This window comes from Mycoplasma haliaeeti, from assembly GCF_048284645.1.
Classification (GTDB): Bacteria; Bacillota_I; Bacilli_A; order Mycoplasmatales; family Metamycoplasmataceae; genus Mycoplasmopsis.
The window spans coordinates 1-25,438 of sequence record NZ_JBLWAB010000008.1 but is presented as its reverse complement, the minus strand read 5'-3'; the positions used below and the strand labels follow the sequence as shown (position 1 = coordinate 25,438).

Annotated in this window: 28 protein-coding genes and 1 tRNA gene; 14 read left to right on the top strand and 15 right to left on the bottom strand. The window is 30.2% G+C overall.

Annotated features, from left to right (window positions below; genetic code table 4):
- Positions 1–66 precede the first annotated feature (66 nt).
- The 9 genes from proS to ACNQ2T_RS02535 all read left to right on the top strand — a co-directional run bounded on the left by proS (position 67) and on the right by ACNQ2T_RS02535 (position 7,962).
- The gene (gene proS / locus ACNQ2T_RS02575; protein WP_416741793.1) at positions 67–1,512 is read left to right on the top strand and encodes a proline--tRNA ligase; all 1,446 of its coding nucleotides are present in this window, start codon (positions 67–69) and stop codon (positions 1,510–1,512) included.
- A 165-nt stretch (positions 1,513–1,677) separates the two neighbouring features.
- Complete coding sequence (locus tag ACNQ2T_RS02570) at positions 1,678–2,220, top strand: MG284/MPN403 family protein (protein ID WP_416755539.1); 543 nt, start codon at positions 1,678–1,680, stop codon at positions 2,218–2,220.
- Positions 2,213–3,472 (top strand): MHO_1580 family protein, encoded by a 1,260-nt coding sequence (locus ACNQ2T_RS02565; RefSeq protein WP_418018325.1) that lies wholly within the window; start codon positions 2,213–2,215, stop codon positions 3,470–3,472. The genes ACNQ2T_RS02570 and ACNQ2T_RS02565 overlap by 8 nt, the downstream gene beginning before the upstream one ends.
- Positions 3,438–3,893: an MHO_1590 family protein gene (locus ACNQ2T_RS02560; protein ID WP_418035898.1), complete on the top strand. Its 456-nt coding sequence runs from the start codon at positions 3,438–3,440 to the stop codon at positions 3,891–3,893. The genes ACNQ2T_RS02565 and ACNQ2T_RS02560 overlap by 35 nt, the downstream gene beginning before the upstream one ends.
- A 13-nt stretch (positions 3,894–3,906) precedes the next feature.
- Positions 3,907–4,125 (top strand): acyl carrier protein, encoded by a 219-nt coding sequence (locus tag ACNQ2T_RS02555; protein ID WP_416755545.1) that lies wholly within the window; start codon positions 3,907–3,909, stop codon positions 4,123–4,125.
- 26 nt (positions 4,126–4,151) lie between these two features.
- A tRNA-Trp gene (locus ACNQ2T_RS02550) sits at positions 4,152–4,226 on the top strand.
- A gap of 46 nt (positions 4,227–4,272) precedes the next feature.
- Positions 4,273–5,283 carry an NAD(P)H-dependent glycerol-3-phosphate dehydrogenase gene (locus ACNQ2T_RS02545; protein WP_418006449.1) on the top strand — a complete coding sequence of 337 codons (1,011 nt, stop codon included), beginning with the start codon at positions 4,273–4,275 and terminating at the stop codon, positions 5,281–5,283.
- 62 nt (positions 5,284–5,345) lie between these two features.
- The gene (tig, locus tag ACNQ2T_RS02540) at positions 5,346–6,647 is read left to right on the top strand and encodes a trigger factor (protein WP_416755549.1); all 1,302 of its coding nucleotides are present in this window, start codon (positions 5,346–5,348) and stop codon (positions 6,645–6,647) included.
- 103 nt (positions 6,648–6,750) lie between these two features.
- Complete coding sequence (locus ACNQ2T_RS02535) at positions 6,751–7,962, top strand: SLAC1 family transporter (protein ID WP_418019770.1); 1,212 nt, start codon at positions 6,751–6,753, stop codon at positions 7,960–7,962.
- Positions 7,963–8,074: 112 nt separating this feature from the next.
- On the opposite strand, the gene ACNQ2T_RS02530 is transcribed toward ACNQ2T_RS02535, so the two are convergent.
- From ACNQ2T_RS02530 to gmk, 5 genes are read right to left on the bottom strand one after another with little or no spacing between them, the layout of a single operon-like run.
- Positions 8,075–8,740: a ribulose-phosphate 3-epimerase gene (locus ACNQ2T_RS02530; RefSeq protein WP_418006361.1), complete on the bottom strand. Its 666-nt coding sequence runs from the start codon at positions 8,738–8,740 to the stop codon at positions 8,075–8,077.
- A gap of 3 nt (positions 8,741–8,743) precedes the next feature.
- Entirely contained in the window at positions 8,744–9,592 is an 849-nt protein-coding gene (gene rsgA, locus ACNQ2T_RS02525) for a ribosome small subunit-dependent GTPase A (RefSeq protein ID WP_418035897.1), read from the bottom strand.
- Positions 9,592–10,587 carry a serine/threonine protein kinase gene (locus ACNQ2T_RS02520; protein ID WP_416755559.1) on the bottom strand — a complete coding sequence of 332 codons (996 nt, stop codon included), beginning with the start codon at positions 10,585–10,587 and terminating at the stop codon, positions 9,592–9,594. Before ACNQ2T_RS02520 ends, rsgA begins: the two co-directional genes overlap by 1 nt.
- Positions 10,577–11,338 (bottom strand): PP2C family protein-serine/threonine phosphatase, encoded by a 762-nt coding sequence (locus tag ACNQ2T_RS02515; protein WP_416755561.1) that lies wholly within the window; start codon positions 11,336–11,338, stop codon positions 10,577–10,579. Before ACNQ2T_RS02515 ends, ACNQ2T_RS02520 begins: the two co-directional genes overlap by 11 nt.
- Positions 11,328–11,933, bottom strand: coding sequence for a guanylate kinase (gene gmk / locus ACNQ2T_RS02510; protein WP_416741805.1), 606 nt, complete (start codon positions 11,931–11,933; stop codon positions 11,328–11,330). The genes ACNQ2T_RS02515 and gmk overlap by 11 nt, the downstream gene beginning before the upstream one ends.
- A 75-nt stretch (positions 11,934–12,008) precedes the next feature.
- Here gmk and truB point away from each other — a divergent pair, with 75 nt between their 5' ends.
- From truB to rpsO, 4 genes are all read left to right on the top strand, one after another.
- Positions 12,009–12,845, top strand: coding sequence for a tRNA pseudouridine(55) synthase TruB (gene truB, locus ACNQ2T_RS02505; RefSeq protein WP_418035896.1), 837 nt, complete (start codon positions 12,009–12,011; stop codon positions 12,843–12,845).
- Position 12,846: 1 nt separating this feature from the next.
- The gene (locus tag ACNQ2T_RS02500; protein ID WP_416755565.1) at positions 12,847–13,665 is read left to right on the top strand and encodes a YcsE-related riboflavin metabolism phosphatase; all 819 of its coding nucleotides are present in this window, start codon (positions 12,847–12,849) and stop codon (positions 13,663–13,665) included.
- The gene (locus ACNQ2T_RS02495) at positions 13,665–14,510 is read left to right on the top strand and encodes an FAD synthase (protein ID WP_416755567.1); all 846 of its coding nucleotides are present in this window, start codon (positions 13,665–13,667) and stop codon (positions 14,508–14,510) included. Before ACNQ2T_RS02500 ends, ACNQ2T_RS02495 begins: the two co-directional genes overlap by 1 nt.
- Before the next feature lie 154 nt (positions 14,511–14,664).
- Positions 14,665–14,931 (top strand): 30S ribosomal protein S15, encoded by a 267-nt coding sequence (rpsO, locus tag ACNQ2T_RS02490; protein WP_416741809.1) that lies wholly within the window; start codon positions 14,665–14,667, stop codon positions 14,929–14,931.
- A 43-nt stretch (positions 14,932–14,974) separates the two neighbouring features.
- Here the strand turns inward: rpsO and ACNQ2T_RS02485 are convergent, their stop codons facing one another.
- Both ACNQ2T_RS02485 and ACNQ2T_RS02480 read right to left on the bottom strand, forming a co-directional pair.
- On the bottom strand, positions 14,975–15,823 hold the full coding sequence (locus tag ACNQ2T_RS02485; RefSeq protein WP_418018169.1) for an ABC transporter permease: 849 nt from the start codon (positions 15,821–15,823) through the stop codon (positions 14,975–14,977).
- Positions 15,824–16,759 carry an ABC transporter ATP-binding protein gene (locus ACNQ2T_RS02480; RefSeq protein ID WP_416755571.1) on the bottom strand — a complete coding sequence of 312 codons (936 nt, stop codon included), beginning with the start codon at positions 16,757–16,759 and terminating at the stop codon, positions 15,824–15,826. It lies immediately after the preceding gene.
- Positions 16,760–17,043: 284 nt separating this feature from the next.
- On the opposite strand from ACNQ2T_RS02480, the gene ACNQ2T_RS02475 reads away from it, so the two are divergent.
- Positions 17,044–18,171 (top strand): DnaJ C-terminal domain-containing protein, encoded by a 1,128-nt coding sequence (locus ACNQ2T_RS02475; RefSeq protein WP_418018168.1) that lies wholly within the window; start codon positions 17,044–17,046, stop codon positions 18,169–18,171.
- Between the two features lie 27 nt (positions 18,172–18,198).
- Here ACNQ2T_RS02475 and rsmG read toward each other — a convergent pair whose 3' ends face one another.
- The 8 genes from rsmG to ACNQ2T_RS02435 form a co-directional block, all read right to left on the bottom strand.
- Positions 18,199–18,891, bottom strand: coding sequence for a 16S rRNA (guanine(527)-N(7))-methyltransferase RsmG (gene rsmG / locus ACNQ2T_RS02470; protein WP_418035895.1), 693 nt, complete (start codon positions 18,889–18,891; stop codon positions 18,199–18,201).
- Positions 18,875–19,861 carry a ribose-phosphate pyrophosphokinase gene (locus ACNQ2T_RS02465; protein ID WP_416755577.1) on the bottom strand — a complete coding sequence of 329 codons (987 nt, stop codon included), beginning with the start codon at positions 19,859–19,861 and terminating at the stop codon, positions 18,875–18,877. The genes rsmG and ACNQ2T_RS02465 overlap by 17 nt, the downstream gene beginning before the upstream one ends.
- Before the next feature lie 97 nt (positions 19,862–19,958).
- Positions 19,959–22,256, bottom strand: coding sequence for an SGNH/GDSL hydrolase family protein (locus tag ACNQ2T_RS02460; RefSeq protein WP_418035894.1), 2,298 nt, complete (start codon positions 22,254–22,256; stop codon positions 19,959–19,961).
- A 54-nt stretch (positions 22,257–22,310) separates the two neighbouring features.
- Positions 22,311–22,787, bottom strand: a complete 477-nt coding sequence (locus ACNQ2T_RS02455; RefSeq protein WP_416755580.1) for a hypothetical protein — start codon at positions 22,785–22,787, stop codon at positions 22,311–22,313.
- A 4-nt stretch (positions 22,788–22,791) separates the two neighbouring features.
- On the bottom strand, positions 22,792–23,469 hold the full coding sequence (locus ACNQ2T_RS02450) for a hypothetical protein (protein ID WP_416755582.1): 678 nt from the start codon (positions 23,467–23,469) through the stop codon (positions 22,792–22,794).
- A 2-nt stretch (positions 23,470–23,471) separates the two neighbouring features.
- Positions 23,472–23,816: a hypothetical protein gene (locus ACNQ2T_RS02445; RefSeq protein WP_416755584.1), complete on the bottom strand. Its 345-nt coding sequence runs from the start codon at positions 23,814–23,816 to the stop codon at positions 23,472–23,474.
- Between the two features lie 2 nt (positions 23,817–23,818).
- Entirely contained in the window at positions 23,819–24,325 is a 507-nt protein-coding gene (locus ACNQ2T_RS02440; RefSeq protein WP_416755586.1) for a hypothetical protein, read from the bottom strand.
- Positions 24,318–25,421: an SPFH domain-containing protein gene (locus ACNQ2T_RS02435; protein WP_416755587.1), complete on the bottom strand. Its 1,104-nt coding sequence runs from the start codon at positions 25,419–25,421 to the stop codon at positions 24,318–24,320. Before ACNQ2T_RS02435 ends, ACNQ2T_RS02440 begins: the two co-directional genes overlap by 8 nt.
- Positions 25,422–25,438: the final 17 nt, after the last annotated feature.

Below are 25,438 nucleotides of genomic sequence, written 5' to 3'. Positions count from 1 at the left end.
AAAAGGTGTTTTTTTATGCAATTTTAAAACAAAAATAAGGGTTTTTGTTTTATAATATACCTGATTATGAAAATAGATAGAAAATTAGAAAAAATTACTCCATTAGAACAAGATTTCTCACAATGATATACAGATGTTGTCCAAAACGGAAAATTAATGATGTATGGTCCTGCAAAGGGAACAATGATTTTATTACCAAATGCTTATGGTATTTGAGAACTAATCCAAGCTGGATTAAATGAAGCTTTTAAAGAAAAAGGTGTGCAAAATGTAAACCTACCTCTTTTAATTCCGGAATCATTATTTAATAAAGAAAAAGAACACATAGAAGGATTTAATCCTGAGCTAGTTACTGTTACTATGGTGGGTGATAAAAAGTTAGATGAAAAACTTTTTGTGCGTCCTACTTCCGAAGTATTATTTGCTCATTTATATAAGAATTCTATTAATTCATATAAGGACCTTCCAATTATATACAACCAATGAGTAAATGTTGTTAGATGAGAAAAAACAACTAGACCTTTTTTAAGATCTCGTGAATTCCTATGACAAGAAGGTCACACAGTTCATGCTGATCCTAAAGAAGCACGCGCATTAACAAAGGATATGATTAAACTATATGCTAAATTCTTAAAGAAATATTTAGCTATACCAACAATTATTGGGAAGAAAACTCCTAATGAAAAATTTGCTGGAGCATGTACTACATGAACAATTGAAGCTATGATGAAAGACGGACAAGCATTACAAGCTGGAACTAGTCACTATTTAGCTCAAAACTTTTCAAAACCATTTGAAATTACATTTAAAAACGAAGATAATGAATTTGATTATGCATATCAAACATCATGGGGTGTAACTACAAGATTAATTGGTGCACTTATCATGACACATGGTGACAACCGTGGTATCATTATTCCACCTTTTGTTGCACCAGTGCAAGTAGATATATTAGAACTATTTGCAAATAAAGAACCAAAAGTATCACAAGTTGCACAAGAACTATATAAAAACCTATCAAGAAAATATCGTGTTAGATTAGATAGTTCAGATAAGAATCCTGGATTCAAAGCTTCTAACTCAGAAATTCAAGGAGTTCCTGTTAGAATCGAAATTGGACCTAAAGATGTTGAAAATGATTGTGTTACTATAGTTCGTAGAGATACTCTTGAAAAAGTTCAAGTTAAAATCGCTGATGTTAAGAAACATATTAATAAGTTACTAACAGATATTCACGACAACTTATATGAACAAGCTGAACAAAGACTTATTCATAATAGAGTATATGTTTACAATTATGATGACTTTAAATTTGAGATTGCAAATCACAAATTTGTTGTGGCTCCATTTTGCTGTGGTGGCGAAGTAGAACAAAAAATTAAAGATGAAACAGGTGCAACAGCAAGATGTATTCCAATGTCACTTAACAAACCAAATAAAAATGTTAAATGTATTAACCCGGAATGCAATAATGAGACAAATCGTTATGTAGTTTTTGCTAAAGCATATTAATGAAAGTAGCATTTTTGCTACTTTTTTTTGATCAAATTTGTATTTAGGGCCAAAAACTGCTCATTTTTTACCAAAAATCATCAAAAATTGCCTAAATAAAAAAATTTTAGAAAAAAAACATGCAAAAAATAAAAAAATTAATGTATTAAGTGAGAAAGGAGAATTATGGACAAAAAAGAAAAGACCCATAAAGCGACTTTAGCTCGTGGCTATAAAGAAGTTATTAAGAATCTTAATGCTGCGCTAGATAAAGAAGCTCAAGATATAAAAGAATATGCTAAAACGGGTAATATTGATGCTCTAAAGAATATTTATGACTCAAATGGTCTTAATTTAAAAAGCCTTTATGATGCAATAGAAAATATAATTAAATATATTATTACAGCTCATAAAGAAACAGAGTCAAAAAATAAGCAAAGATTAGCATTGCTATGAATTCAATATATGACTACAAAAGACGAACAAATTAAAGAAACCATTGATGAAATGGAACAAGGGCTAAAAAGAACCAACAGCATTTTTAGTTATATCTTGGCAATGATGAGTGCTGAAAACTCATGAATCATACATAAAACATATATTGATCCTGAGACGAAAGACAATAAGCATTGATATCTCGAACATTTCTCAAAAACTACGTTTTACAAAAAGAAACATAGTGCTATATTAGAGTTTGGAAAATTTCTCTTGCAATTAGATTATGATTAATATAGATTACATTAATCAAAACGACACCTATATAGTGAATGAAAGACGGATTAAAGTTAATACGTTAGTTTCTGATCAAGCTATAAGTGGTTTTAATGCAAGATTTGCAGTAACAATAGATCGAATTGCGTCAAATGGCTTGGCTGATATAACATTTGGATTTGAAGATAGCCTATACGAGTGACGTAAAGATTTAATTAATAGTACTGATATTAATACATTAATCACAGAGAGTATAATCCCTCATAATGTAGTAAAGTTGATTAGGGACAGTATCATTAAGCATAGTCTTGATGTTCATGCCTCGGTCTACATAAATAAAAAACTATTCGTGGAATTTAGCACGTATAATGGTACATTTAAAAAACAGATCAAACGTGTTCCATATTCCACGTTAAATCAAAAATTCAGTGATATCGATAATATAGTTATCCAGTTTTGAACCGAAAAAGCTTTTAGTGATAAAAGAACCTTATTAAAAGAATATCAGTTAATTCTAGAAAAAGATAAGAACGAGAAAATTGTAATTAACCCTTATTCAAACACAGCAAAATTAAAGGTTCCATACTCATATAATATAAATTTTGAAAGTAATAAGAAATATTGGAAAGAATTGTATTATCACAATATTATTCTAAATTTTGAACAATTAGATAATAAAGGATATCACAGCAATATTATTTCAGGCTACGAATATAATGATAAAAAGCTACTACGATTTCCTGGCGAGTTAAATTTTAATGAGTATATCCCAATAACATTTGACTCAATATTATTAAGCCAGTTTAATAGTGAAAAAATCAAGCTTTCAACACAAAATGAATACAAAAACAATATCATGTTAAATAATGATATATATTACAAAACGGGTATAGCATATAATGCTCACTTAGGTGAGCTGCTATACACGAATGAAGTGGAACAAACAATAACAAAAAGCAATCTATCTCAAGGATCGTATGCAATTAAAATACCATATAAGTATGACGGGACAATTGATGCAATATATGATATCGACTATGCCTACGGAAAAATACAAGCAATAAAAAAGTTTAATGTCGTTGGAACTAATGAACATGATGAACAATTTAACAAGAAATTGAAGATAATTGAAATAGAACCACAAAAAGAAATTAAATATAAATATCTTATTAATTTAGAAGCAGACTATATAAATGTGCTAAGTGATGAATTTAAAATACAGGATTATCTACTAATTGAAGAAAACAAAAAACGTAAGCTCCTGAATTAAGCCATTTCTTTTGGTTGCTGTTTTAATTGGTGTAGCTAGTTTGATTGGTACAAGTAGTTATTATATTTATTCCTGAAAAATTAATAAAACCAGAAAAGATGATATTGAATCACTAGACAGTTCTTTGTACAAGGATAAAAGATACTTTTCTCAATATAAAAAGGAAAATTTTATACCCAACATAGAACCAAGATTTTTTGAGAAGTTTTTAAAAACAGATCAAAAAAACAACAAATTTATGGACGAGACTGTTATCCAAGAAATTGTTAAAGATGTGGTAAGAAGGCTAAGAAAAAATGATGGTAAGCTTTATTTCGATTATAAATTACTATCACAAAAACATGCTATTATAGACTTCTTATATATCGCAAAAAACAAAACATCAATGGATGAAAAATCTTTTGAGATTCTTATTGATTAGCTATAATATAAATATGGACAATAAAAAAGAAATCATTTTATTAGAATTAAAAAAGCTATCAAAGAAAAAGAACATTTCAGAAGACGATAATATAAAGGAAATAGGAATTGATTCTTTAGATTTAGCTGAACTTTTATTTGAAGCAGAAGCTAAATTTGGTATCGAGATTTCTGATGAACAATTAAGAAATGTTGAAACTGTAAAGGATATAATTTCTATTTTTTCTAATTAATTTTTATAGTATAATTCTAATGCGCTAGGAGTATAGTTCAACGGTAGAACAACGGGCTTCAACCCCGTGTGTTGTGGGTTCGAATCCTGCTACTCCTGCCATTTTTTTATACTCTTTTTTCGATAATAAAGTAAAATTATTACACATATGAAAGAAAACAAATTAAAATTCGGTGTTTTAGGAACTGGAGCATTCGGTTCTGCACTTGCAAACATACTGGTAGAAAACGGGAATAAAGTTGTAATGTATGGGATTTCAGAAGCTGAAATTGCAGATATTAATAATGGGCTTAACTCAAAATATTTTGGTGAAGTAAAATTCAGCAATCCTGAGTTAATTTCAGCAACAGATAATCTAGACTTCTTCTTAGATCAAATAGATACAGCCATTCTTGCTGTGCCTTCTGTTGCGGTGGGTTCTTTATTAACAAAGGTATCTACAATTCTAGGAAACAGAAAGATTAATTTAATTAATTTATCAAAAGGCCTAGAGCCAAATACAAAACAATTCTTCTCACAATATATTAAAGAAAATTATGGAGGCAATATCGCTAACTTCTCATCAATAATGGGACCTTCGTTTGCTGCTGAGGTTTTTGCTGGCAAGCTAACTATGGTAAATATTGTTGGTGTAAATTTAGAATTCAATACAAAGATAGCTCAATATTTCAATAATTCACATTTTTATGTAAAACCATTTAGCGAAATTAAAGGGGCAGAACTATTTTCTGCATTAAAAAATGTCTTAGCTATTGGCCTTGGAATAACTTCTGTTTTATACCCAGGACAAAATTCTCATGCAGGATTACTAACTATGGGAACAGGAGAAATATTTAATGTTTATAAAGCTATGTACCCACATGGAGAAAATACAATAGGTTATAATTTCTCGTCATTTGGTGATATCTTTTTAACATGTTCATCACCTTCGAGCCGTAACTTTTCATTCGGTGCTAAAATAGCTGAAGTTGGAGTTAATAAAGCTCTGGCAGAACAACAACTTACTATTGAAGGGTATGATACAGCAAAGACGTTGCAAAAACTGATTGCTGAGTATCAAATTGCTAATATACCATTCTTACAAAACATTATCAGCATCTTATTTGAAGGCAAATCTGAGCAAGATATATTAGATTTTTTTAAACCTAAACAATTCTAAAAAAACTAAAAACAATGTAAAATATAGATATTAATATTTAAAGTACATTAATAGGAGAAATAATGATTAAACACATAGAAGAAAAAGATAAAGCACAAGTAGTTGTTACACTTACTGTTGATGCTTCAGAATTTCAAAAGAAACTAGATGAAGTTTCAAACAAATTAATGAAAAGTGTAAAAGTTAAAGGATATAGACCAGGTAAAGCTCCTGAAGAAAAATTAAGAGCTCATTTAGACCCTCAAGTTGTACTTGGTGAAACAGTTAAACACTTTAATGGTCAACACTTTGGTGAAGTTATTGAATATACAATCAAAAACAACATTAAAAGTTATTCACAACCTTTATTATCATATGATTTAAACAAAGATGGTTTAGTATTAGAATATAAATTTGTACTTCAACCAAACTTTGATGTAGACATGAAAGACTTAAAAGTTAAATATGCAGCAATTAAGATTGCTAAAAAAGATGTTGAAGAAACTATCAAAGAACTTGAAGAAAACATGTCAGTTGAAGAAGCTGTTGAAGATGCAGATGCTACAACTAAATTAGGTGATACAGTTAATATTGATTTTAAAGGATTTATCGATAATGAACCATTTGAAGGTGGAGAAGCTAAAGGATACGATTTAAAATTAGGATCAAACACATTTATTCCTGGATTTGAAGATCAACTTGTTGATAAGAAAATTGGATACAAAGGTGATGTAACTGTTAAATTCCCTAACGATTACTTTGTAAAAGAATACCAAAACAAAGAAGCAGTATTCCAAGTAACAATTAACTCTGTTAAGAGATTAAAATTATTTAAATTAACAGATGAAAATGTTAAAATGTTCCAAGACCCTAATGTAACTGATTTAAAATCATTAGAAAATGTTTTAAAAGGAAACTTAAGAGTTAGAAAATTTGTTGAAGCAAATGTAAACTTCTATGAAGAAGTTGTAAAACAAATTATTGAAAAAGCTAAACCAGTTATCCATGAATCATTAGTTGTTGCTCATGTAGAAAACAGCAAAAAAGAATTCGAAAATTCATTAAAACAATACGGAATCAAGAAACAAGAATACTTAAACTTAATCAAATCAACAGAAAAAGACTTAGAAGAAGAATTCAAGAAACAAGCTCTTGACCAAGTTTCGAAAGCTGAAGCTTACAGATCATTAGTTGAAAAATACCATGTTAATGCTACAGCAGAACAAATTAATGAATTTACTAAGAAATTCGTTACATTTGGATTCTCACAAGAAGCTGCACATGAATTTGTAATTTCATCATTAAGAATGTCATTAATCTTAAGTGACATTAACCCAGAATTAGCAGAAAAACTTGAAAAAGACTTCCAAGAAATTGTTAAATAATATTTTAATAGCACAATACGTGCTATTTTTTATGCCTAATTTTTAAGAGTAAAAAAAATAGTTTTTTTGTGATACGGAATTAAAAAAGTTCTAAAATTGCAATATGAAAAAATTAAGAGATAAATTAGTTAAAACACCCCTTGGAGTCAATGGAGTAGCCTTAGGTACAATGGGAATTGCAACCACAGGTACATTCCTATTAAGTTATATTAAAGATAATCCAGCAATTAATTGATTTGGATTAGCATTGCAAATTTTATGCATGAGTATTTGTATTTTCTATATATCATTAACAATCATTAGATATAGTTTACAACCAAAAGTTATTTGAGAAGAAATTAAACTGCCTCATGTAGCTGGAATGATTGGTGTTCTATTTCTTTGCTTCTGCTTGCTTGGAAATTCTTGTGGTTGAATAGTATCAACTTTTGTTACCAACAACCCATCTCTTAAATTTAAACTCTTAATTGCACCTAGCATAGTAGTATTTCTAGCTGTCACATGTCAATTTATTTATTTAGGATTCTTTTTAAAAATTGTTTTATTTAAAAAAGAGACCTTCAAAGGTGAAGCTTATGCTTCATGATTCGTCCCTCTTGTTGGGCTAGCTATTTCTGCAGCTTACGCAGACAACTTAGGCGATGTATTACCATTATATTATTGACAAGGTATTTGATTTGTAGGATTCATTATCTTTATAATTATGTATCCTTTTGTCTTCTACAAATTCTTATTTAAACCACATAGCAAGGAAGAAAATATTCCTTCAATGGCAATTTTTGCTTCTCCAGCAAATATGCTTGCAGTAGGTTTTCTAGTTTCATTTAACCCACATAGAAATGCACAATACGGACTTGAACAAACAGTGCTTAATGATCAATTATTTTTCCAAGTGATATCAATTATCTTATTTTGCTTTGGAGCTGTATCAGTTGCATTATATTATGCTATCTTAGTTAAATCCTTAATTTTAAAGAAATATTCAATGACCTGAACTTCTTTAACTTTCCCTGCAGCAGTATCTGCAACAGGAACAATTAAGTTTGATGAATATTTCTTTAATAACTCAACAAATGAATATACATATTTAGGTGTTTACTATGTACTATTTATTATTGGATTGTTCTTATTCTTTACTTCATTAGCTCTAGTTATCTTCTGTAATATAAAATATGCACGTATAATGTATCATATATGAGTAATTGAGTCAGAAACATTACCATCAACTTCTGGTATTACAGCAGCAAAACAACGTAAGTTATTAAAACAACTAGCAGAACACTTCCATCGAAACAATAAAATCAACCATCATTAGTTTCGTATTCTTATGTACAGTGCAACGCAAAAACTCTATGTCTATTTTTAAGGCATAGAGTTTTTAATTTATTTTTAAATTAATTGCGATTAAAAGAAAAAAGGCCGAAGCCTTATTTTGCAAATTTACCTAAAACTGTTGCAATACGTTCTTTTGTTGGTTCAACAACAATATAAGTCCCAGCTACACAAGCATCAGCACCTGCCATAAAGCTTTCTGGGCCTGTTACAGCGTTGATTCCGCCATCAACTTGAATTAGGTAGTCATAACTATTATCGTCTCTTAAATGCTTTAATTCAGCGATTTTATCTAAAGCTGCTGGCATGAATTTTTGCCCACCTGCTCCAGGTTCAACTGACATAACTAAAACTAATGCTAAGCGATCTAAAAATGGTTTTAAAGCTGCTACAGGTGTAGCTGGTTTAATAGCTAATCCAATTTTTAAATCATGGTGGTTATTAGCTAAGAATTCTTCAAAACGTTCTAAATCATCTTCAATAGCTTCATAGTGGAATGTAATGATATCTACTATATCTTTTACTTCCTCTACATAATCATATGGATTAACAACCATTAAGTGAGCATCCTTAATGTGTGGTTTTCCATTGTGAGCAATATTTGCTATTTCTTCAATTTGAATAGCTGTGTTTGGAACAAATTTACCATCCATTACATCATAGTGGATTCATTTAATTCCATTTTCAACAAGTGTATTAGCCATTTGAAGTCTTTTATCAGCTTCAACATTTAATAAACTTGGTGTAACATATTTTTGCATATATTATTTCCTTCCATTTGTAATTTCGTCTAATAATTTAATATAGTTATTATATCTTATTTGAGGTATTAGTTTGCTGCCAACTTGTTGTTTTATTGCACAATCTTGTAAGCTTTCATTGAGGTGCAAGCAATTACGAAACTTACAGTAATTGCTTAGCTCACGGAATACTTTAAAGCTTTTAGCTAACTCTTCTTTATCCATGTCTAAGGTTAATGAAGAAAACCCTGGAGTATCAATTAAATAACCATCTTTAAAGTTGATAATAGATACAACTCTAGTAGTATGCTTTCCTCTCCCTAAAGCCTTAGAAATTTCTTGTGTTAAAAAATTATGTTCACCCAGAGCATTTAAAGTAGTGGTTTTACCTACACCACTTTGCCCCATAAAGACTGAATATTTGCCATCAAATAAGTTTTCTAAATGTGGTAAATAATTATCTGGATTACTATTATCTATTAGTTCAACACGATATTGCATATTTCGATACAGAGAAGCAATTTCAGCTGCATATTCTGGGTTTAAGTCAGTTTTGGTAATAAATAATACTGGCACAATATTTTTGCTTTCTATAATAGCAAAGTACTTATCTACTAGGAATGGTTGAAATTTAGGCTGCTCTATTGACATAAACACAATCATTTGATCAATATTAGCTACTTTTGGACGAATAAAACTATTCTTTTGAGGCAATATTTCAGTAATAACACCATTTGTTACAATTACATCATCACCAACAACTGGGGATTGTTCAAGATATCTAAGCTTACCAGCAGCTGGTATTTGTAGCGTTTCAGTACCATTTGACACGGTATAGATGCCTGAAACTATTTTAGTAACTTTATATTGCATTAAATATACTCCAATACTACTAAGGTGACTGTTACTGCAATAATTAATATCGCAATAAAACATAAAGCAGTTATTAAGAAAGCATTTGAATTAATAATATCTGCTACCTTGCGTTTTTTCTTTAAGGTTTTTGGGCTTAATGGTGCTTCAAAACGACGTTCTGGACTTAAACAAGTCTTGAGGTCTTTTTGAAATTCGTACACACTTTGATAACGATCTTCTGGTCTTTTAGCAGTGGCCTTAATTACTACGTTACACATAGCTTGTGGAATGTCAACAAATTCTTTTGGTGAAGGGAAAGTGTTTTTATAGTGCATCATAATTGTATCTTGATCCCGAGCACCTTCATATGGATATTGACCTGTTAGCATTTCAAAAAGAACTACCCCTAAGGCATAAATATCAACAGCTTTAGTTATTGGGGCACCTTTAATCGTATATTCAGGTGCTGCATAGTATGGGCTGCACACTACAGCATTAACTTTAGTAAGACGTTGAGATTCTGGAGTTAAGCTAATACCAAGGTCAATAATTTTTACATTATGTGAGTCATCAATTATAATATTTTGACTCTTGATATCACGGTGGATAACACCATTATTGTGCAGTTCACCAATCCCTTCAGCAATTTTATTGATATAAGTTTTAGCCTTTTTTATATTTAATGATCCATTAGCACGAATTATGTTATATAAAGTATTCCCAGAAATGTATTCCATAACATAGTATTGTTCAACATTATCGCCATAATACTCAATAAGTTGTGGAATATGCTTAGAATGGACTTTTCCAAGTAAGCTAGCTTCATCATGAAAACGTTGATATGCTACTTTATCATAAACATTGGTCATAAGTTTTAGCGCATACTTTTTATTTGGATCAGATTTTAGTACCACTAAAAAGACAGTACCCATTCCACCACTACCTAAGATGCCTTTAATTAGGTATTTATTATGGATACGCGAACTTGAGGGAACATTATAATTAGTTGCCATTGTTGCCTCCTTGCTCAACATCTAATATTACTAATGTCATATTATCTGTAGATTCAGAGACAATAGCTAAATCAAGCACTTCTTTTGCAATTTCTTTTAATGGCTTATCTTGCAAGATAAAATATTCTAGTTCACTTTTTGACATAAAGCCATGAATTCCATCGGAAGTTAATAAAATCTTTTTAATATTATGAAACCCTTTTGGGGATACCTCAAAAATTTCAATTAAAGTATTATAGTTTGGCAAAATTGCACTTGTTAAATACTTACGCATTTCTGGATTATATTTTTCAATATCTTCACCTTCAGAAATGAGTTGATTTTCGACATTATGATCAATTGTGACTTGAACTAATTCATGTTCTTTGGCAATATAACATCTGCTATCACCTGAATTAAAAATAATAACATTTTGGGTTTCGTGCAAAATAAGACAACCAACAGCTGTTGTCCCCATTGATTCTTTTCCGACTTGAGTAGTTGATAACTGTTTTAAGGTGCTTTTGGCTTTATCAAATACTGAAAAGACCCATTGCTTTGCAGTCAGATTATTTTTAACATAAAAATTGTGCATGAATTCTTGTTTAAAAGTGTCTATAACAGTTTGAGCTGCTTCATCACCAAAAGAATGTCCACCAATTCCATCGCACAAAATAGCAAGTGTTGCTTTTTCGTTTTGAAAAACACTTGCTCGATCATCATTTTTAGCTCTGATTCCTTGCATGGACTCTAAGTAATAATTAATCTTCAATACCTAACTCCTTGTGAAGGATGGCACGAATTTCCTCAGCTGCTCTCTCAGGCACATCGTTAATAATTTTGTACTTGAATAGATATGAATCAGCTATTTCTTCTTCAGCCTTCTTCAATCTTTGTTTTAATGTTTCGCTGTTTTCTGAACCACGTTTTAAAATACGTTCACGTAAATCAGAAACAGATGGAGGTGCTAAGAAAATGGTAATTAAATTATATTTTTCAGCTTCTTTAGAATCTGAAGAGAATTTCTTGATAATTTGTTTTGCACCATTAGTTTCAATTTCTAACATTGGTACTTTATTTTTGGCATGAATTTTGTCTAATTCAGAATAAAGTGTTCCGTAATAATTTGATAAATGATATGAGAATTCAATAAATTTACGACTTTTGATTTTGTCTCTAAATCTATCAACATCAATAAAGTGGTAATGGATACCATCTAATTCCCCCTCGCGAGGCAGACGAGTAGTCGCAGAACAAGATAACGATAGGTTTAACTCATCGTATTCAAAAAGCAATCTTTCTACAGTTCCTTTACCAACGCCACTTGGTCCAGTGAAAATAATAATTGGGCTCTTCTTTGTATCCATAATTAAAGTTATTATAACATTATTTTATTTTTATATTGCTATAATTATTTTAATATTTATATTAAAAGAGGTCATATGTTTTACAAGTTTTATAAACCAACAGGAGTGTTTGCAAACAAAACCGTTCGCTCCTTGCAGAGAGAGCTAAAAGCAAACAAAATAGGTCATATTGGGATACTGGATCCATTAGCAGAAGGGCTCATGATTGTAGCCACTGATTTTGAAACAAAATTACTGCAATATGTTGATAATAAAAATAAAAGTTACATTGCTAAAGTTAAATTTGGCTATTTTTCAGATACTTATGATAGTGATGGTAATGTTCAAAAGGCTAATGAAGATCCTATAACTTTAGACCAGTTGCAAAAAGCTATTGATTATATAAGTCAAACTACTAGTCAAATCCCTCCTATTTATAGTGCTAAAAAGATAAATGGGAAGAAGGCTTATGAGTATGCTCGCAATAATGAAGAAGTTGAACTTAAACCACAAGCAATCAAGATAGATGAATATAAACTTTTAGATTTTAATTTTCAAACTCAAGAAGCAGAAGTTTCTTTATCAGTTTCAGAAGGTACCTATATTAGAACTATCTTAGTTGATACTGCAGCTTATTTAAACAAACATGCAATTATGACTGCATTAAAAAGAGTGCAAGTTGGAAATATTAAACTTGATAATTTAAAAGCCGATGAATATGGAACAATCAAAATTAGCGAACTTATTTCATTGCCAATCTTAATTTTAAAAAATGAAAATATTAAAGCGATAGAACATGGAAATTCATTTAAAATAGTAACTGCTGACGGGATGTATTTATTACAAAATCCTGCAAATAATTTAATATGTGCAATTGGTGAAGTAAAAGATAATGTTTTCTGGCCTAAAAAAGTTGCACTTGAAAGGATATAAAATGAAACAGCTAAAAGATTTAATCAAGATTGCTGCCTTTGACGTAGATGGAACAATTTTGCCAAATGGTACCACTACATTTTCACTTAATACAAGAAAGATTTTTCCACTTCTTAAAATGAATGGAATTACAACTGTAATTTCATCAGCTCGTGAATTTGCAACTATTGGGGACTTTCTTGATCAATTAGAACCTGTAGACTACTTTATTGGAGCAAATGGAGCATTTATTTTTGATAATAATAAAAAAGAATTTGTTTATAAAAATACCTTAAATCGTGATGAAGTAATTCAAATGTATCATGCTTTTAAAGACAAAGTTGCAGCCTTTGCGGTTGCTGACTTTAACAAAGTATTTAAGACGCCTGGAATGAACTTAAGTTCATGATTTATACGTCCATTTGTATCAAATTATTATAATTTTGATGAATCTGAATTAAGTAAGGATGATTTATATGTTATTACATTAAATGTCGATGGTTCAGATGAAATTGCTAAAGAAGTTGAACAATATATTTTAGATCATAATTTAAACATGGAAGTATCTGCTAAATGATCAAGAGGAATTTTTATTGGTCCTAAAAATGTATCTAAAAGTCATACTTTAAGCATTTTATGTGATATGTTAGGATACAAAATTGGTGAAAACTTAATCGCATTTGGCGATAGTTCAAACGATTATGAAATGTTACGTGATGCATATTATGGTGTAGCTATGGAAAGAGCAAATGAATGAATTAAGTCAGTTGCTAAAGATATTGCACTTGATTGTGAATATGATGGTGCATATTTAAAACTAAAGGAACTTAAGTTAATTTAATGGATCAATTAATTGTTTATGAATTAGAAGACTTTAATTCTCAAGCTGGTGATAATTTTATTCTAGGTTCATTTGAATCATTCCATCTTGGACATTATCAATTATTTAAACAAGCTAGAGCAAATGGTGGTAGAGTCATTCTGGTTTGTTTTAATGCTCAAAAAGGCATGCCAAAGTTTAAAGACTCAATTTTTACTGATAATTATGCTAAATATGAACAATTAGCTCGCTTGCCTTTAGATGCTATAGTGCAACTTGATTTTAATGAAGTTAAAAATTACGAAGGTATTAAATTCTTAGCTAAGCTAGCACAAGGAAATTATGTAACTTTTATAGCTGGGCAAGATTTTAAATTTGGTGCTAATGCAGCCTACACGTTAAGTGATTTTAGCACACCTGATTATGAAAACTTATTTAGAGTGCAAGAAGTAGAATTAATGCAAGATATAGGAACAAAAATTTCAACTTCCAAGTTAAAAGAAAGTCTAGAATTTGGTGATATCGATTTTATTAATTCACTACTAGTTTATGACTATGCTTTTTCTGGAATGTTGAAAGATAATAATATCGAAGTAATTGAACAACTGGCTAAAATTCATGCAGGATTGTATTGTGCATTATTCCATATTAAAGAGTTAGTTTACTATGGTATTTTGCATGTGACAAAAGTTGGATTAAGAGAAGTATTTTTGATCGGATACCAAATTAATGATTCAGTACAAGATACTGTTGTGGTTTGTGAACTCAAACATAAGCTTAGAGTTGCTATCTCAAACTTTGATGATAAGATTACTGAAGAAGATATTGCTCTAGCAAAAGATTATTTTGCCCGTAGCAAGAAGTAAAATATCTTTATTTTCTTATTTTATAAGTCTAAAAATATTTTATATAAAATCAAATATCTTATATAATACTTAAAACTATTAATTAAACATAAATTTTAAACTTGGTTGATATGTAAATACCAGCTAGGCTTAAAACATAATAAAGGAGAATATTATGGTTTCAAAAGAAAGAAAAGCAGAATTAGTTAAACAATTCGGAAAAAACGCTAAAGATACAGGGAATACAGCAGTTCAAATTGCTATTTTAACAGAAGACATCGAGTTATTAAAACCTCACTTCTTAAACAACCCTAAAGATAACCACTCAAGAAGAGGTTTCTTAGCTAAAATTTCTCAACGTAAAGTGTTATTAAAACACTTAAAAGAAAATGACTTTGATGAATACAGCAAAGTTATTGAAGCTTTAAACATTCGTAAATAATGAGTGTTTTAAAAAACAACAAGCTAAAACTTGTTGTTTTTTCTTATCTTGATTTCTTAGCATTAAATCTAAAAATGTATGAGAAAGCAATTGAAACTACTGCGAATGCTGAAACATAGACAAATGCAACTCAAGGTTGGAGTATTTTTCCAACTAGCACAATTTGATAGTATGATGGTGAATGTGACATAAAAGACATTCCTGACATTGCATAATATCTAATTAGGTTTGTAATTTGTGTCCCTGGTAATACAGATAAGACATATTTTAAACCTGTTGGGAAGATTTCAAGTGGTACAAAGGCTCCAATAAAGAATCCTGACATTGAAGAAATCATTCCCATTAATGCTGAATATATTGCAACATTTTTAACAAAACTGAAGATAAATGTGAAAATCGCTGAATTTAAGATGGCTCCTAAAACGACTACACCAAAGACATTAAATGCTGAAATAACTGTAAATAATTCAATTGTTCCATTTATGGCCATATAAGCAATAAATAGTATATAAAGCACAATGCAAATTAGTACATTTAAGAGAATGTTAACCATTAAGTAACTAAAACGAATTAGTGAAGGCTTAATTGGTGTTATAGCAAGATCGTTGAAAATTTTCTTTTCAGCATCTTGCACAATAAAGACAGCTAAAGATAGTGCGGTTGTAATGGTTGATAAACTTAATAAACCAGTGAGCATGGAAGCATCAACAAACATATCTTTTTCTAAATTAGATATAGGTAGTTGCTCTACTTGTTGAGAAAATAGATATTTACCAAATAATATGAAACAAAAGACAGTGATAATTGGTGAAATAAAAGTTGTTAAAATTTTTCTTGGGTCTTTAAAGAAGAGTAAAAAGTTTCTTCTGACTAATCAATGGAGTTGAAACATTTATTTTTCCTCCTTGTTATTTTTAGTTACATTTAAAAAGACATCATCCATAGAACCTTTAATTAATTCAAAATCACTTAAGATTGGGCCAAATTTCATAACAAATGATTGAGCAGCTTGGTTTGAAGCAAATTCAACAATATATCTTTTGTTTATATATGACATAGTCCCACCATTATCTGCAATGATTTTTTCTAAAACTGAATTTTGTTCTTGATAAATAATTACTTTGGTTTTACTATATTGATTTTTTAATTCAGCTGGAGTACCTTCAGCTAGCTTGTGACCTTTTTGCAATATGATTGCATAATTACAGAAGTTTGCTTCTTCCATATAGTGAGTGGTTAAAAGAATAGTTAAGTGTCTTTCGGCTTGAATTTTTTTCAATATTGATCAAACTAATTCACGAGAATTAGGGTCCAGTCCAGTAGTGGGCTCATCTAAAAATAAGATTTCAGGCTTATGCACAAGTGAACGTGCAATATCCACTCTTCTTCTTTGACCACCTGATAGAGACGCATAGCTTTTCTTTAATAAATCTTGCAATTGAAAATCATTAATTACGTCTTGAACTAAATTTTCAACTGGAGTATCTTTAAAATATTTTTTATACATTGCTGCACGTGACATTAAGTTATCGTAAACAGTTAGTTTACCATCTAAAATTGATTCTTGGAAGACGATTCCGATTTTACGGTTAATTTCATGTGCATTAGATTTATCAAGATCATGCCCGTCAACAATAATTTGACCTGAATCTTTCTTAGTAATCCCTAAAATAATGCTTAATGTAGTAGTTTTACCAGCACCATTTAGGCCTAAAAATCCAAATAATTCTCCTTTTTTAACTTTAAAGCTTAAGTCATTTAAAGCTTTATTTTTCTTAAAGGATTTATTTAAGTTCTTAATTTCTAATGTATATTCATTTGATTCCATAAATTGTTTTCTCCTTTTGTATAAATTTTAATATTAAAGCCAAAATTTCTAACTTATTTTTTAAAAATATTAGTTAATAATTGAATCAATATCGAATTTTTAACTTTTTAGTCCAAATTGGGTGCAGGCATAGACAGATCTCTAAATATTGATACTAATAATTTAATCTTTTTCTAGTTATATTATTGGTGGAAGATAACTATTTTTAGATTTGACATTAGATTCAACTTATTTTTATAAAAAATTAGCAAATGAAGTAAAAATATGCTAAAATATAAAACATTATGGAAAAAGATTATTACAAAGTACTTGGAGTAGAAAAAACAGCTACTGAAAAAGAAATTAAAACAGCTTATAGAAAACTTGCTATGCAATACCACCCTGACAAACTTAAAGATGGTTCAGGTGATGAAAAAATGAAAGAGCTAAATGAAGCTTATCAAATCCTTTCTGATCCTGAAAAAAGAAAGATATATGATATGCATGGTGCAGATGCAGCCAATGGAAAAGGATATGCAGGTGCAGGTGGATTCAATGGTCAATATCAATCAGGTGGATTTAATGCTGGTGATTTTCAAGATATTTTTGAAAACATTTTTGGTGGTTTTGGTGGCGGAAGAAGAAGTAGAACTTCTTCTCGCACGATGAGACAAAAAGGAGACAACTATAATTCAGTGTTAAATGTTTCATTCATGGATGCAATTCATGGAACAACATTAAAACAAAAACTTGACAAATGAGAATTATGCTTACATTGTGGTGGAAGTGGTGCTGAAAGTACAAGCGATATCTCTACATGTAATGACTGTAAAGGGCAAGGTTATACAACAAAAGTTGTAAATGGCTTCTTTGGTCAACAAATGGTGCAAGAACCATGTCGTACATGTTCTGGAACTGGAAAAATAATTAAAAATAAATGTACACACTGCCGTGGAGAAAAATATTTAAAAGTTCAAAAGACTGTTACAATCAAAGTTCCTGAGGGTGCTGATTCTGGACTAACACTAAAACTTGCTGGATATGGTGCTCCCGGAACTAATGGTGGAGAACCTGGTGATATGATGATTCATGTTCAAGTACAAGAACACCCATATTATCACAGAGAAGGACTTGATCTAGAACTAGATTTTCCAGTTTCATTTATTGATATAATGCTTGAAAATAGTGCAAAAGTTCCGACGCCTTGAGGAGATGTCTCAATCAAACTTAAAAAGAGCTACACTGATGAAAAAACTATTAAAATTCCTCAAAAAGGTGTTAGATATAAAGGATCACAAGGTGATTTACGTCTTAATTTAAGAGTTATAATTCCAGATCTTGATCGTAAGGATCGCAAAGCTATAGTAGAAACTATCGCTAATGCAAACGATACTTCAAATGAAAAATTTGTAAACAAAGTAAATATGGCTTAAAATAATATAAAAAATAGAGGATGGCCTCTATTTTTTCTTTATATCTTTTCATAAATAAGGAAATTCTTTTGGTGTTGAACGATGTTTTGTAATTGTAAGAATGAAATTATCACGTTTCACATCAGGCTTAATGAATTCTTTTAAGTCTATGGTGTAGTCGAGTTTGTCTAAAATTTCACTAGCTTCTTTTAATTCTTCATGAACCTTTATTCCTTTTAGAAGTGCCATATTACCTTTAACTTTTACTAAATGGAATGAAGACATTAATAGTGCTCTAACGTCAGCTACAGCACGGGCTGTAACAACGTCAAATAAATTCTTTTGTGTTTGTTCTTCTGAACGCATTTTTAAGACTGTGACATAGTCTTGCAAGTTAAGATTGCTAATTACTTCATTTAAAAAGTTAACTCTTTTTCCAATTGGCTCATAGATAGTTACATGATTATCAGGTTTAGTAAGAACATAAGGTATTGACGGAAAACCAGCTCCTGCACCAATATCTAAGATTTCACCATTATGTAGCCCTTTGGTGATTTCTTCCATAAAATAAAGTGATTCTAAGATTCCTTCTTCTCACAAGCGATCCCCTGTAAAGCCAGTTAGATTCATAACTTTATTTTTTTCTTCAATTAAATTTACATATTGTTCAAACAGTGAAAATTCCCAACCATGTTCATTACATAATTGTTGGACTTTTTCTTTTTTAGTCATTTTGTCCATATTTATTTATTTCTTCTTTCATTTGTTGATATACACTAGTAATTGAGCTGCCTTCTAGTGTTGCATTAATTACTCTTCCTAAAAAGTCTCCAAGTGAAACAATTTCTAGCTTAGTGTATTTTTCAACTAATTCAGCATTATCAATACTATCAGTAACTATAACTTTTTCTATATTAGGATTATTTTCAAATACATCAAATCCTTTAGTAAAAATACCATGAGTTGCCATAACAATGATACGTTTAGCACCATGTTCTTTTAAAGTATCCGCTGCTTTAATGATTGTACCACCGGTATCTATAATATCATCAACAATAACAGCATTTTGGCCTTCTATGTTACCAATAATTCCCATAACTTCTGTCTGGTTAACACCAGTACGTCTTTTGTCAATAATACAAATTTTTACAGTATTTGCAATTAGTTCTGCAAGTTTTCTTGCTCTAACTGTTCCACCATGGTCAGGAGAAACAACTGTAAAGGATGTATTGAGCTTTTTAAGAGCCATAGCAAGAGGATATTGACCTCTTAAGTCATCAACTGGTATATCAAAGAACCCTTGAATAGAAGGGTTGTGTAAGTCAACACATGTTAATTTTGTAACACCAGCAGTTTGTAATAAGTCAGCTACTAGTTTAGCTCCAATTGGTTGTCTTCCACTTACTTTTCTATCTTGACGTGCATATCCATAGTAACTTAAACAAACATTAATAGTTCTAGCACTAGCACGTTTAAGTGAATCAATAAATAATAATAATTCCATTATATTGTCATTTACAGGACGTGATGTGCTAGCAATAATAAAAACATCTTTGTCTCTAACAGTGTCAGCAGCCCCGATCATAACTTCTCCGTCAGCATAAACTGTACGGTTAATTTCAGATAGTGGAATTCCGATTAGATCTGAAATTGTTTGTGCTAATTTTTGGGCATTTTTCATTCCAAAAATAACAGTTTCTTTTTTGTTCATTTAAAACCTCTTTAATTTAATTCACTTGAATTTTACAGTTTTTTTCAGGCTATTTTTTAAATAAATCAAAAATCCAGCCAAAACTGACTGGATGATGTTATCTGATGTATCATAAGATTTTAAGTAATGATTTCTTGTCTTTTCAATTAAGTTTAGTAAAGATGAACAATAAGTATCTTCTAATTTTATGATTATGTAAAAGCTTACGTTTAAGACTAGAGATAAATTGTTGATAATCCTTGCTAGATAAGATGTCTTTAAAAACAACTTTAATAGTAGAGTTAATAAAGGTTAAAGCTTTTAATAAGTTTTCATCAGCTAACATAAGGTGTAAAACATTTTCAAATAGCTGATTAAATTCTATACTAGTAATTTTATCGCTTGTACTATTGAGCACTCATTTATTGGCTAAGGTAAATGTAATTTTCTTTAAAGGTTTTTGTGCAAACCATAATCTGACTCATTTTAAAATATATCACGATAAATCTGTGTATAAACGCATATAGTGCTTATTGCTAGAACTATTAGTTAATACATATAGTAACTTATCGTATGATGTTAATTGATTACTGTGTCTTATTAGTTGCTCTAGCACAATTAGAATCAAGGTTGGAATATCATTGGTAAATACATTAATTTGTGGCTCTTCTTTTAGCTCTTTTTTCAATTGAGCTATTTCTGCTTCATAATTTCAATTAAATTCTTTGGATGTTGAAATGGCTAAGTTAGATATCAGGTTAATAACTTTTGGAGCAATATAGGTGGCTAGATTATAAATAATAACCTTAGTAATTTTAATAAATTGTTCCTTATCATACTGTACTAGACTTGAATTAAGCAATGTATAAATGGCTTTTAGAATTAGATTTTTATTTCTAAAAATACTAAAAACAACTTTCAATATATCGTCGCTAGTAATGGTTTGTGTATGAATTAAATCATCTAAGCCCTCTTGCAGGTTATTAAGTACATCAGAAAGTAGGTCTGATTTAATTCCTGATTGCATAATTTGATTAATTAAGCTATCTATGTCTGTATATTGTTCAATATATTTAATTAGTAGTTTATCAGGATCTAATTTAGCATATAAATCAGTATTAAATATGTTACGTGAAATTTTAGTTGAGCTAGCTAGGATTCAACCTGTAAATTGAGATAGACGTAGAGGATAATTTTTATAATTTCTACGTGGAATCATGTTTTTATCAAACTCATTAATATTGTCTAAATAATCCTGTGTGTTAGGTCCAAAAATATCTAATAAGTTAGGATACTGCTCAAGTTGATATTGGTAGAACCTATAATCTGATAGCCAATAAGTTTTATTAAAGTCATATTCTGTTAAATTATGAATTGTTACTTGTTGAGTAGATAATTTAATATACAAGTCCATAGCCATCTTTTTGTAAGCAATGTAACTTGGGTGAATATCATAATAGATAGCACTCATTTGGCTAGCGTGTGCATGTCAATAATCATTATTATAAAGCGAAACATAGTTAAGCCCTGAACGATAGCTAATTGTCTTTAAGTTATTATTTAAAAGGCCAATTAAGCTTTCAAGTACATTAGTTCCTGAAGAAGAGATATTATCAAGCTTAAAGATATGTTCTTGTAAAGCATTTTGCAGCATTAGAAATGGTACAGGATAAGCAATAATATTAATGTTTGCATCTGGGGCTGCTAATTCTTTGATACGGTTAACAAATTCTTGCAGTGAATTTGTTGCTATATCCATAATGTTATCATAGCCATCTTTTAAATAATTGCTAAAGATTTGATATCCATCTTGAGACTCAATACTGTCTAAGAGTTCTTGAGTTTTGTTATTAAAAATGTATCAGAAAACTAAGTAAAAGAAATCCATAGCTCCTATTGTAATGGTAATTAAATTAGCTTGCTTAATGTCTAAAAGAACTTGCTCATGGGCATATCCTTCTTTTTCAAGTGCATCTTGAACAATATTATTTGTTTCAATTTTACTTTCATCATCTTCTAAATAATTTATTCAATCTGTAATACTGGTACCTGAAACTGCATAATTTGCAAAATGCACTAAATTATTTGTTTTAGCCAATATTTCAGCAAAATATGATCCAAGTGAGCAACCATTAACGACTTTACCATCAACAAATTGTCCTGGGTAATCTTTATCAATAAAGCCATCGAATCCTGCTGAGATTGAATCACCTAATGCAACATACCGTATAGGCTTATCAAGTGATATAACATTAGGTGAATGTTGCTTATTTAGTTCATTTATATCTAGCTCCAAGCCATTTAAGTATTTGTGGCTTATTTCACTACGGAGTTGGCTTTTGTCACTTTCGATCTTGTCAGAAAGGACTTTTCCCATCATTTCTAATAATCTAGCTATTAAATCTTTTTTGTTCATCTCAATTCCTTAATTAAATTATACAAAAAGTAGCCCATAAGGCCACTTTGTAATTTATTTTTTCAATGCACTTGGAAGAAATACAACATAGCATGTAATTTGTAAAATTAAGGTTACAAAGAAATCTATATTGAATGGATAAAATGTTCGTTCAAGAATTGTACGCTCATTTAATGAAACCATACCTTTAAATAATCCATAATTTATGATTAGTGAAAGGGTGATAAATAAGAAGATTTGAATAGGTTGAATAATCATTATCGCTATTGCACAATTTCTGGGTTCATATGTGTCAATCATCGTCTTAGCTATAAGGATTATAATTACAAGGCTAAACACAAATATCATTGTATAGCTTATAAGCAATATAATAACAGCTCAAAATAATTCACCAGTTGACGGATTAATTTTTGATTCACTAGCAAAATATGATTCGGATACTATTCTATATACTCCAATTGTTAAAAGTGCGATATTGAAGAATAAAACAGCTAGCATAAATTTTTTTCAAGGTTCAATAATCTTTTTCATAAAACTATCCTGCTACTGCACCCATTACTACCCCAACAATGATCATAATTATTAATACAATTGTGAGGATTCACCAAATAGCTTTTGATCCTTTTCTAACTGTTTCAATTTGATCGTTTCGTTTATTAATTACTTCAGCTTCAGCACCAATTGATTCTGCTGTTCTTGAACCAAAGTTTACTAATGTGGTTGTAGGTACAAGCAAGAATCCATTGTTAGAGCTAATTAAGTTTATTAGTTCCTTATCATTTGGATCACGGTGATTTTTTTCAGCAAATTGATCTCTTAAGATGTCTAAGAATGTGTAGTAATCATAAACAATTCCGGCTTCATATGCTCTTTGCATTAATTCACGTGGAATGAATAAATAGTAGGCTTGAATTCCATTTGTTAGAAAATGATGTGCATTATCTGGCATTATGCTTAGTCATTGATTTAAAATTGCTTCATGATTTAATGTAGCTGAATCATAGATAAAATCAGCTCCATCAATATAAGTTCCAATTATGTACTCATTGTTAAATTCTTGGCAAAGTTGTCTAAAGCCAATAGGAGTTAGATCTTGGTCAGTTAAATTTCTCCCATGTCTATTAAGCATTAATTGAATATTGAAGTTAGTAGCATCTAAAAATCCAAATTCATTATGTGGATCGACTATAACTAATAAGTTAGTGTCATTCATAGTTACTTCTTAGATGCAGCACATACAATTAGATAAATAATTGCTGCGGGTGAAAATATAATTAATAGAACAATAAATAAACCTCAATTTATTCAATCCTTGTTGCTAGTTTGAACATTGTTTGCATATGATGTGCTTGTGGCTTGTACAGGGACAGATGAATAATTACTTGAGTTAGTAAAGTCCATTTTTGGTCTATTTGCATTACCACGTGCACCTGCAGCTCCAGTTGGAGATTCATAATATTTATTAGGTTGTGCACAATATTTGCACGTACGTTGTGTCTTACTTATTGATGCTCCACATGATGAACATTCTAGTGTAGTAGTATTAGTGGTGTTTTCCATTTTTAATCTCTCTTTCTCATGTTAGAAAATCCATCTTCATCAGCAACTTCTTTTCTAACAGGAATGTCTTCAGGTTCTGCTATTTTGTCTCTTTCTAGCATTTTATTATTTACTTTGAAATATAGGCCAATTGGTATAAAAATTAGTGTAAAGGCAACTAGTAAGTAAATAACATATCATAATACTTCTAGTTTTGTTTCACCAAACGCATATCATCATACACGTCCGATTAAAGGAATTAGTTGAGCTGCAAGAACAGATAAAATGACAATAATCATAATACCTGAATTAGCAAATGGCTTTGGCTTAATTACATAATAGACAACAAAACCTATAAAGTATGCTCCACATAGTATTTTTGTAATAATGTATAAGATCAATCATGTTTTACATGAAGTACTGTTTCCAAATGGTCATTGACCTATCCCGATAGGGATTAGGTTGATAATTAAAAGTATGATGGCAGATACTAAGATAACGCCTCATTTTGACTTAATAGAACTAAACATTTTGAACTCCCTTTCCACATTCAGGGCAGAATTTAGCACTTGGTGTTAATTCAAAATTACATCCAGAGCAACGTTTAGAAGTAGGACTTCCACATTCTGAACAGAATTTAGCTGTTGCACGATTTGCAAAACCACATGCTGGACATTCTTTTGTTTCTTGCACTGGGCTTGCTACCGTAGTTGCTTTAGCAGGTTCAGGATTTTGAATCGGAGGAATAATATTGCTATTCATAGCGCCCATTCCTAATCCCATTCCCATAAAAGCCCCTGCAGTTCCTTGATTAGTTGCTGTTTTTTCTAATACATCATAGCCTTTAATTAATCTATAGTCATTTCCAAATGTATCAATTTCAGCTTTCTTTTCAAGGAATGAATTTATCTTTTGTCTGTCTTCTTCAGGAATGTTGATACTATCAAATGATAGTGTGACAATCTTAAATCCAAACTTGTCAACTTCATCTTTCATTTTTTCACTAAATTCATGTGCAATATTATTTAAATGTAGGTTGACTTTATCATAAGATATTTGGTTTGAAATTAGATAGTCTAAAATAATTGATTTAATATTTTGATTAATTCACCCTCTAAATTGTTCTTCGATGAAATCGAAACTTAATACACCTTCAGGGGTAAATGAACCCACAAGTCTTTCAAATAAATATTGATAGTCTTGCACTTGTAACCCAAGTTGACCTCTAGCACGTAGGCGTAATAGTAATCCGTACACAGGATCCTTGATTTCAAGAGGTGTAGTAGTACCAAATAAAACATTTAATTTTAAAGTAGTGTTAACAAAATAAATATTAATTGGATAGGCATTTTTATTACCATGTACAGTAAAAGTAATATCTTTTAAAAATGGGTAATATTCGGAATTAATTTTTGTAGTTCCTTCTTTTACGATTCTTTCCACTTTACCATTGTGGACAATTATTGCAACTTGCCCAGGTTGCACAACTAATGATGAGTTTTGATTTATATTATCTTCATCATAGCGATACATTAACCAATTTAGGTTATAATCATCACCATCGTATGAAATAACATCATAAACCGGAGTGTAGCTATTTTTCGGTGTTGAAGCTGATCCCCACATGTTTACTCCTTTTTGTA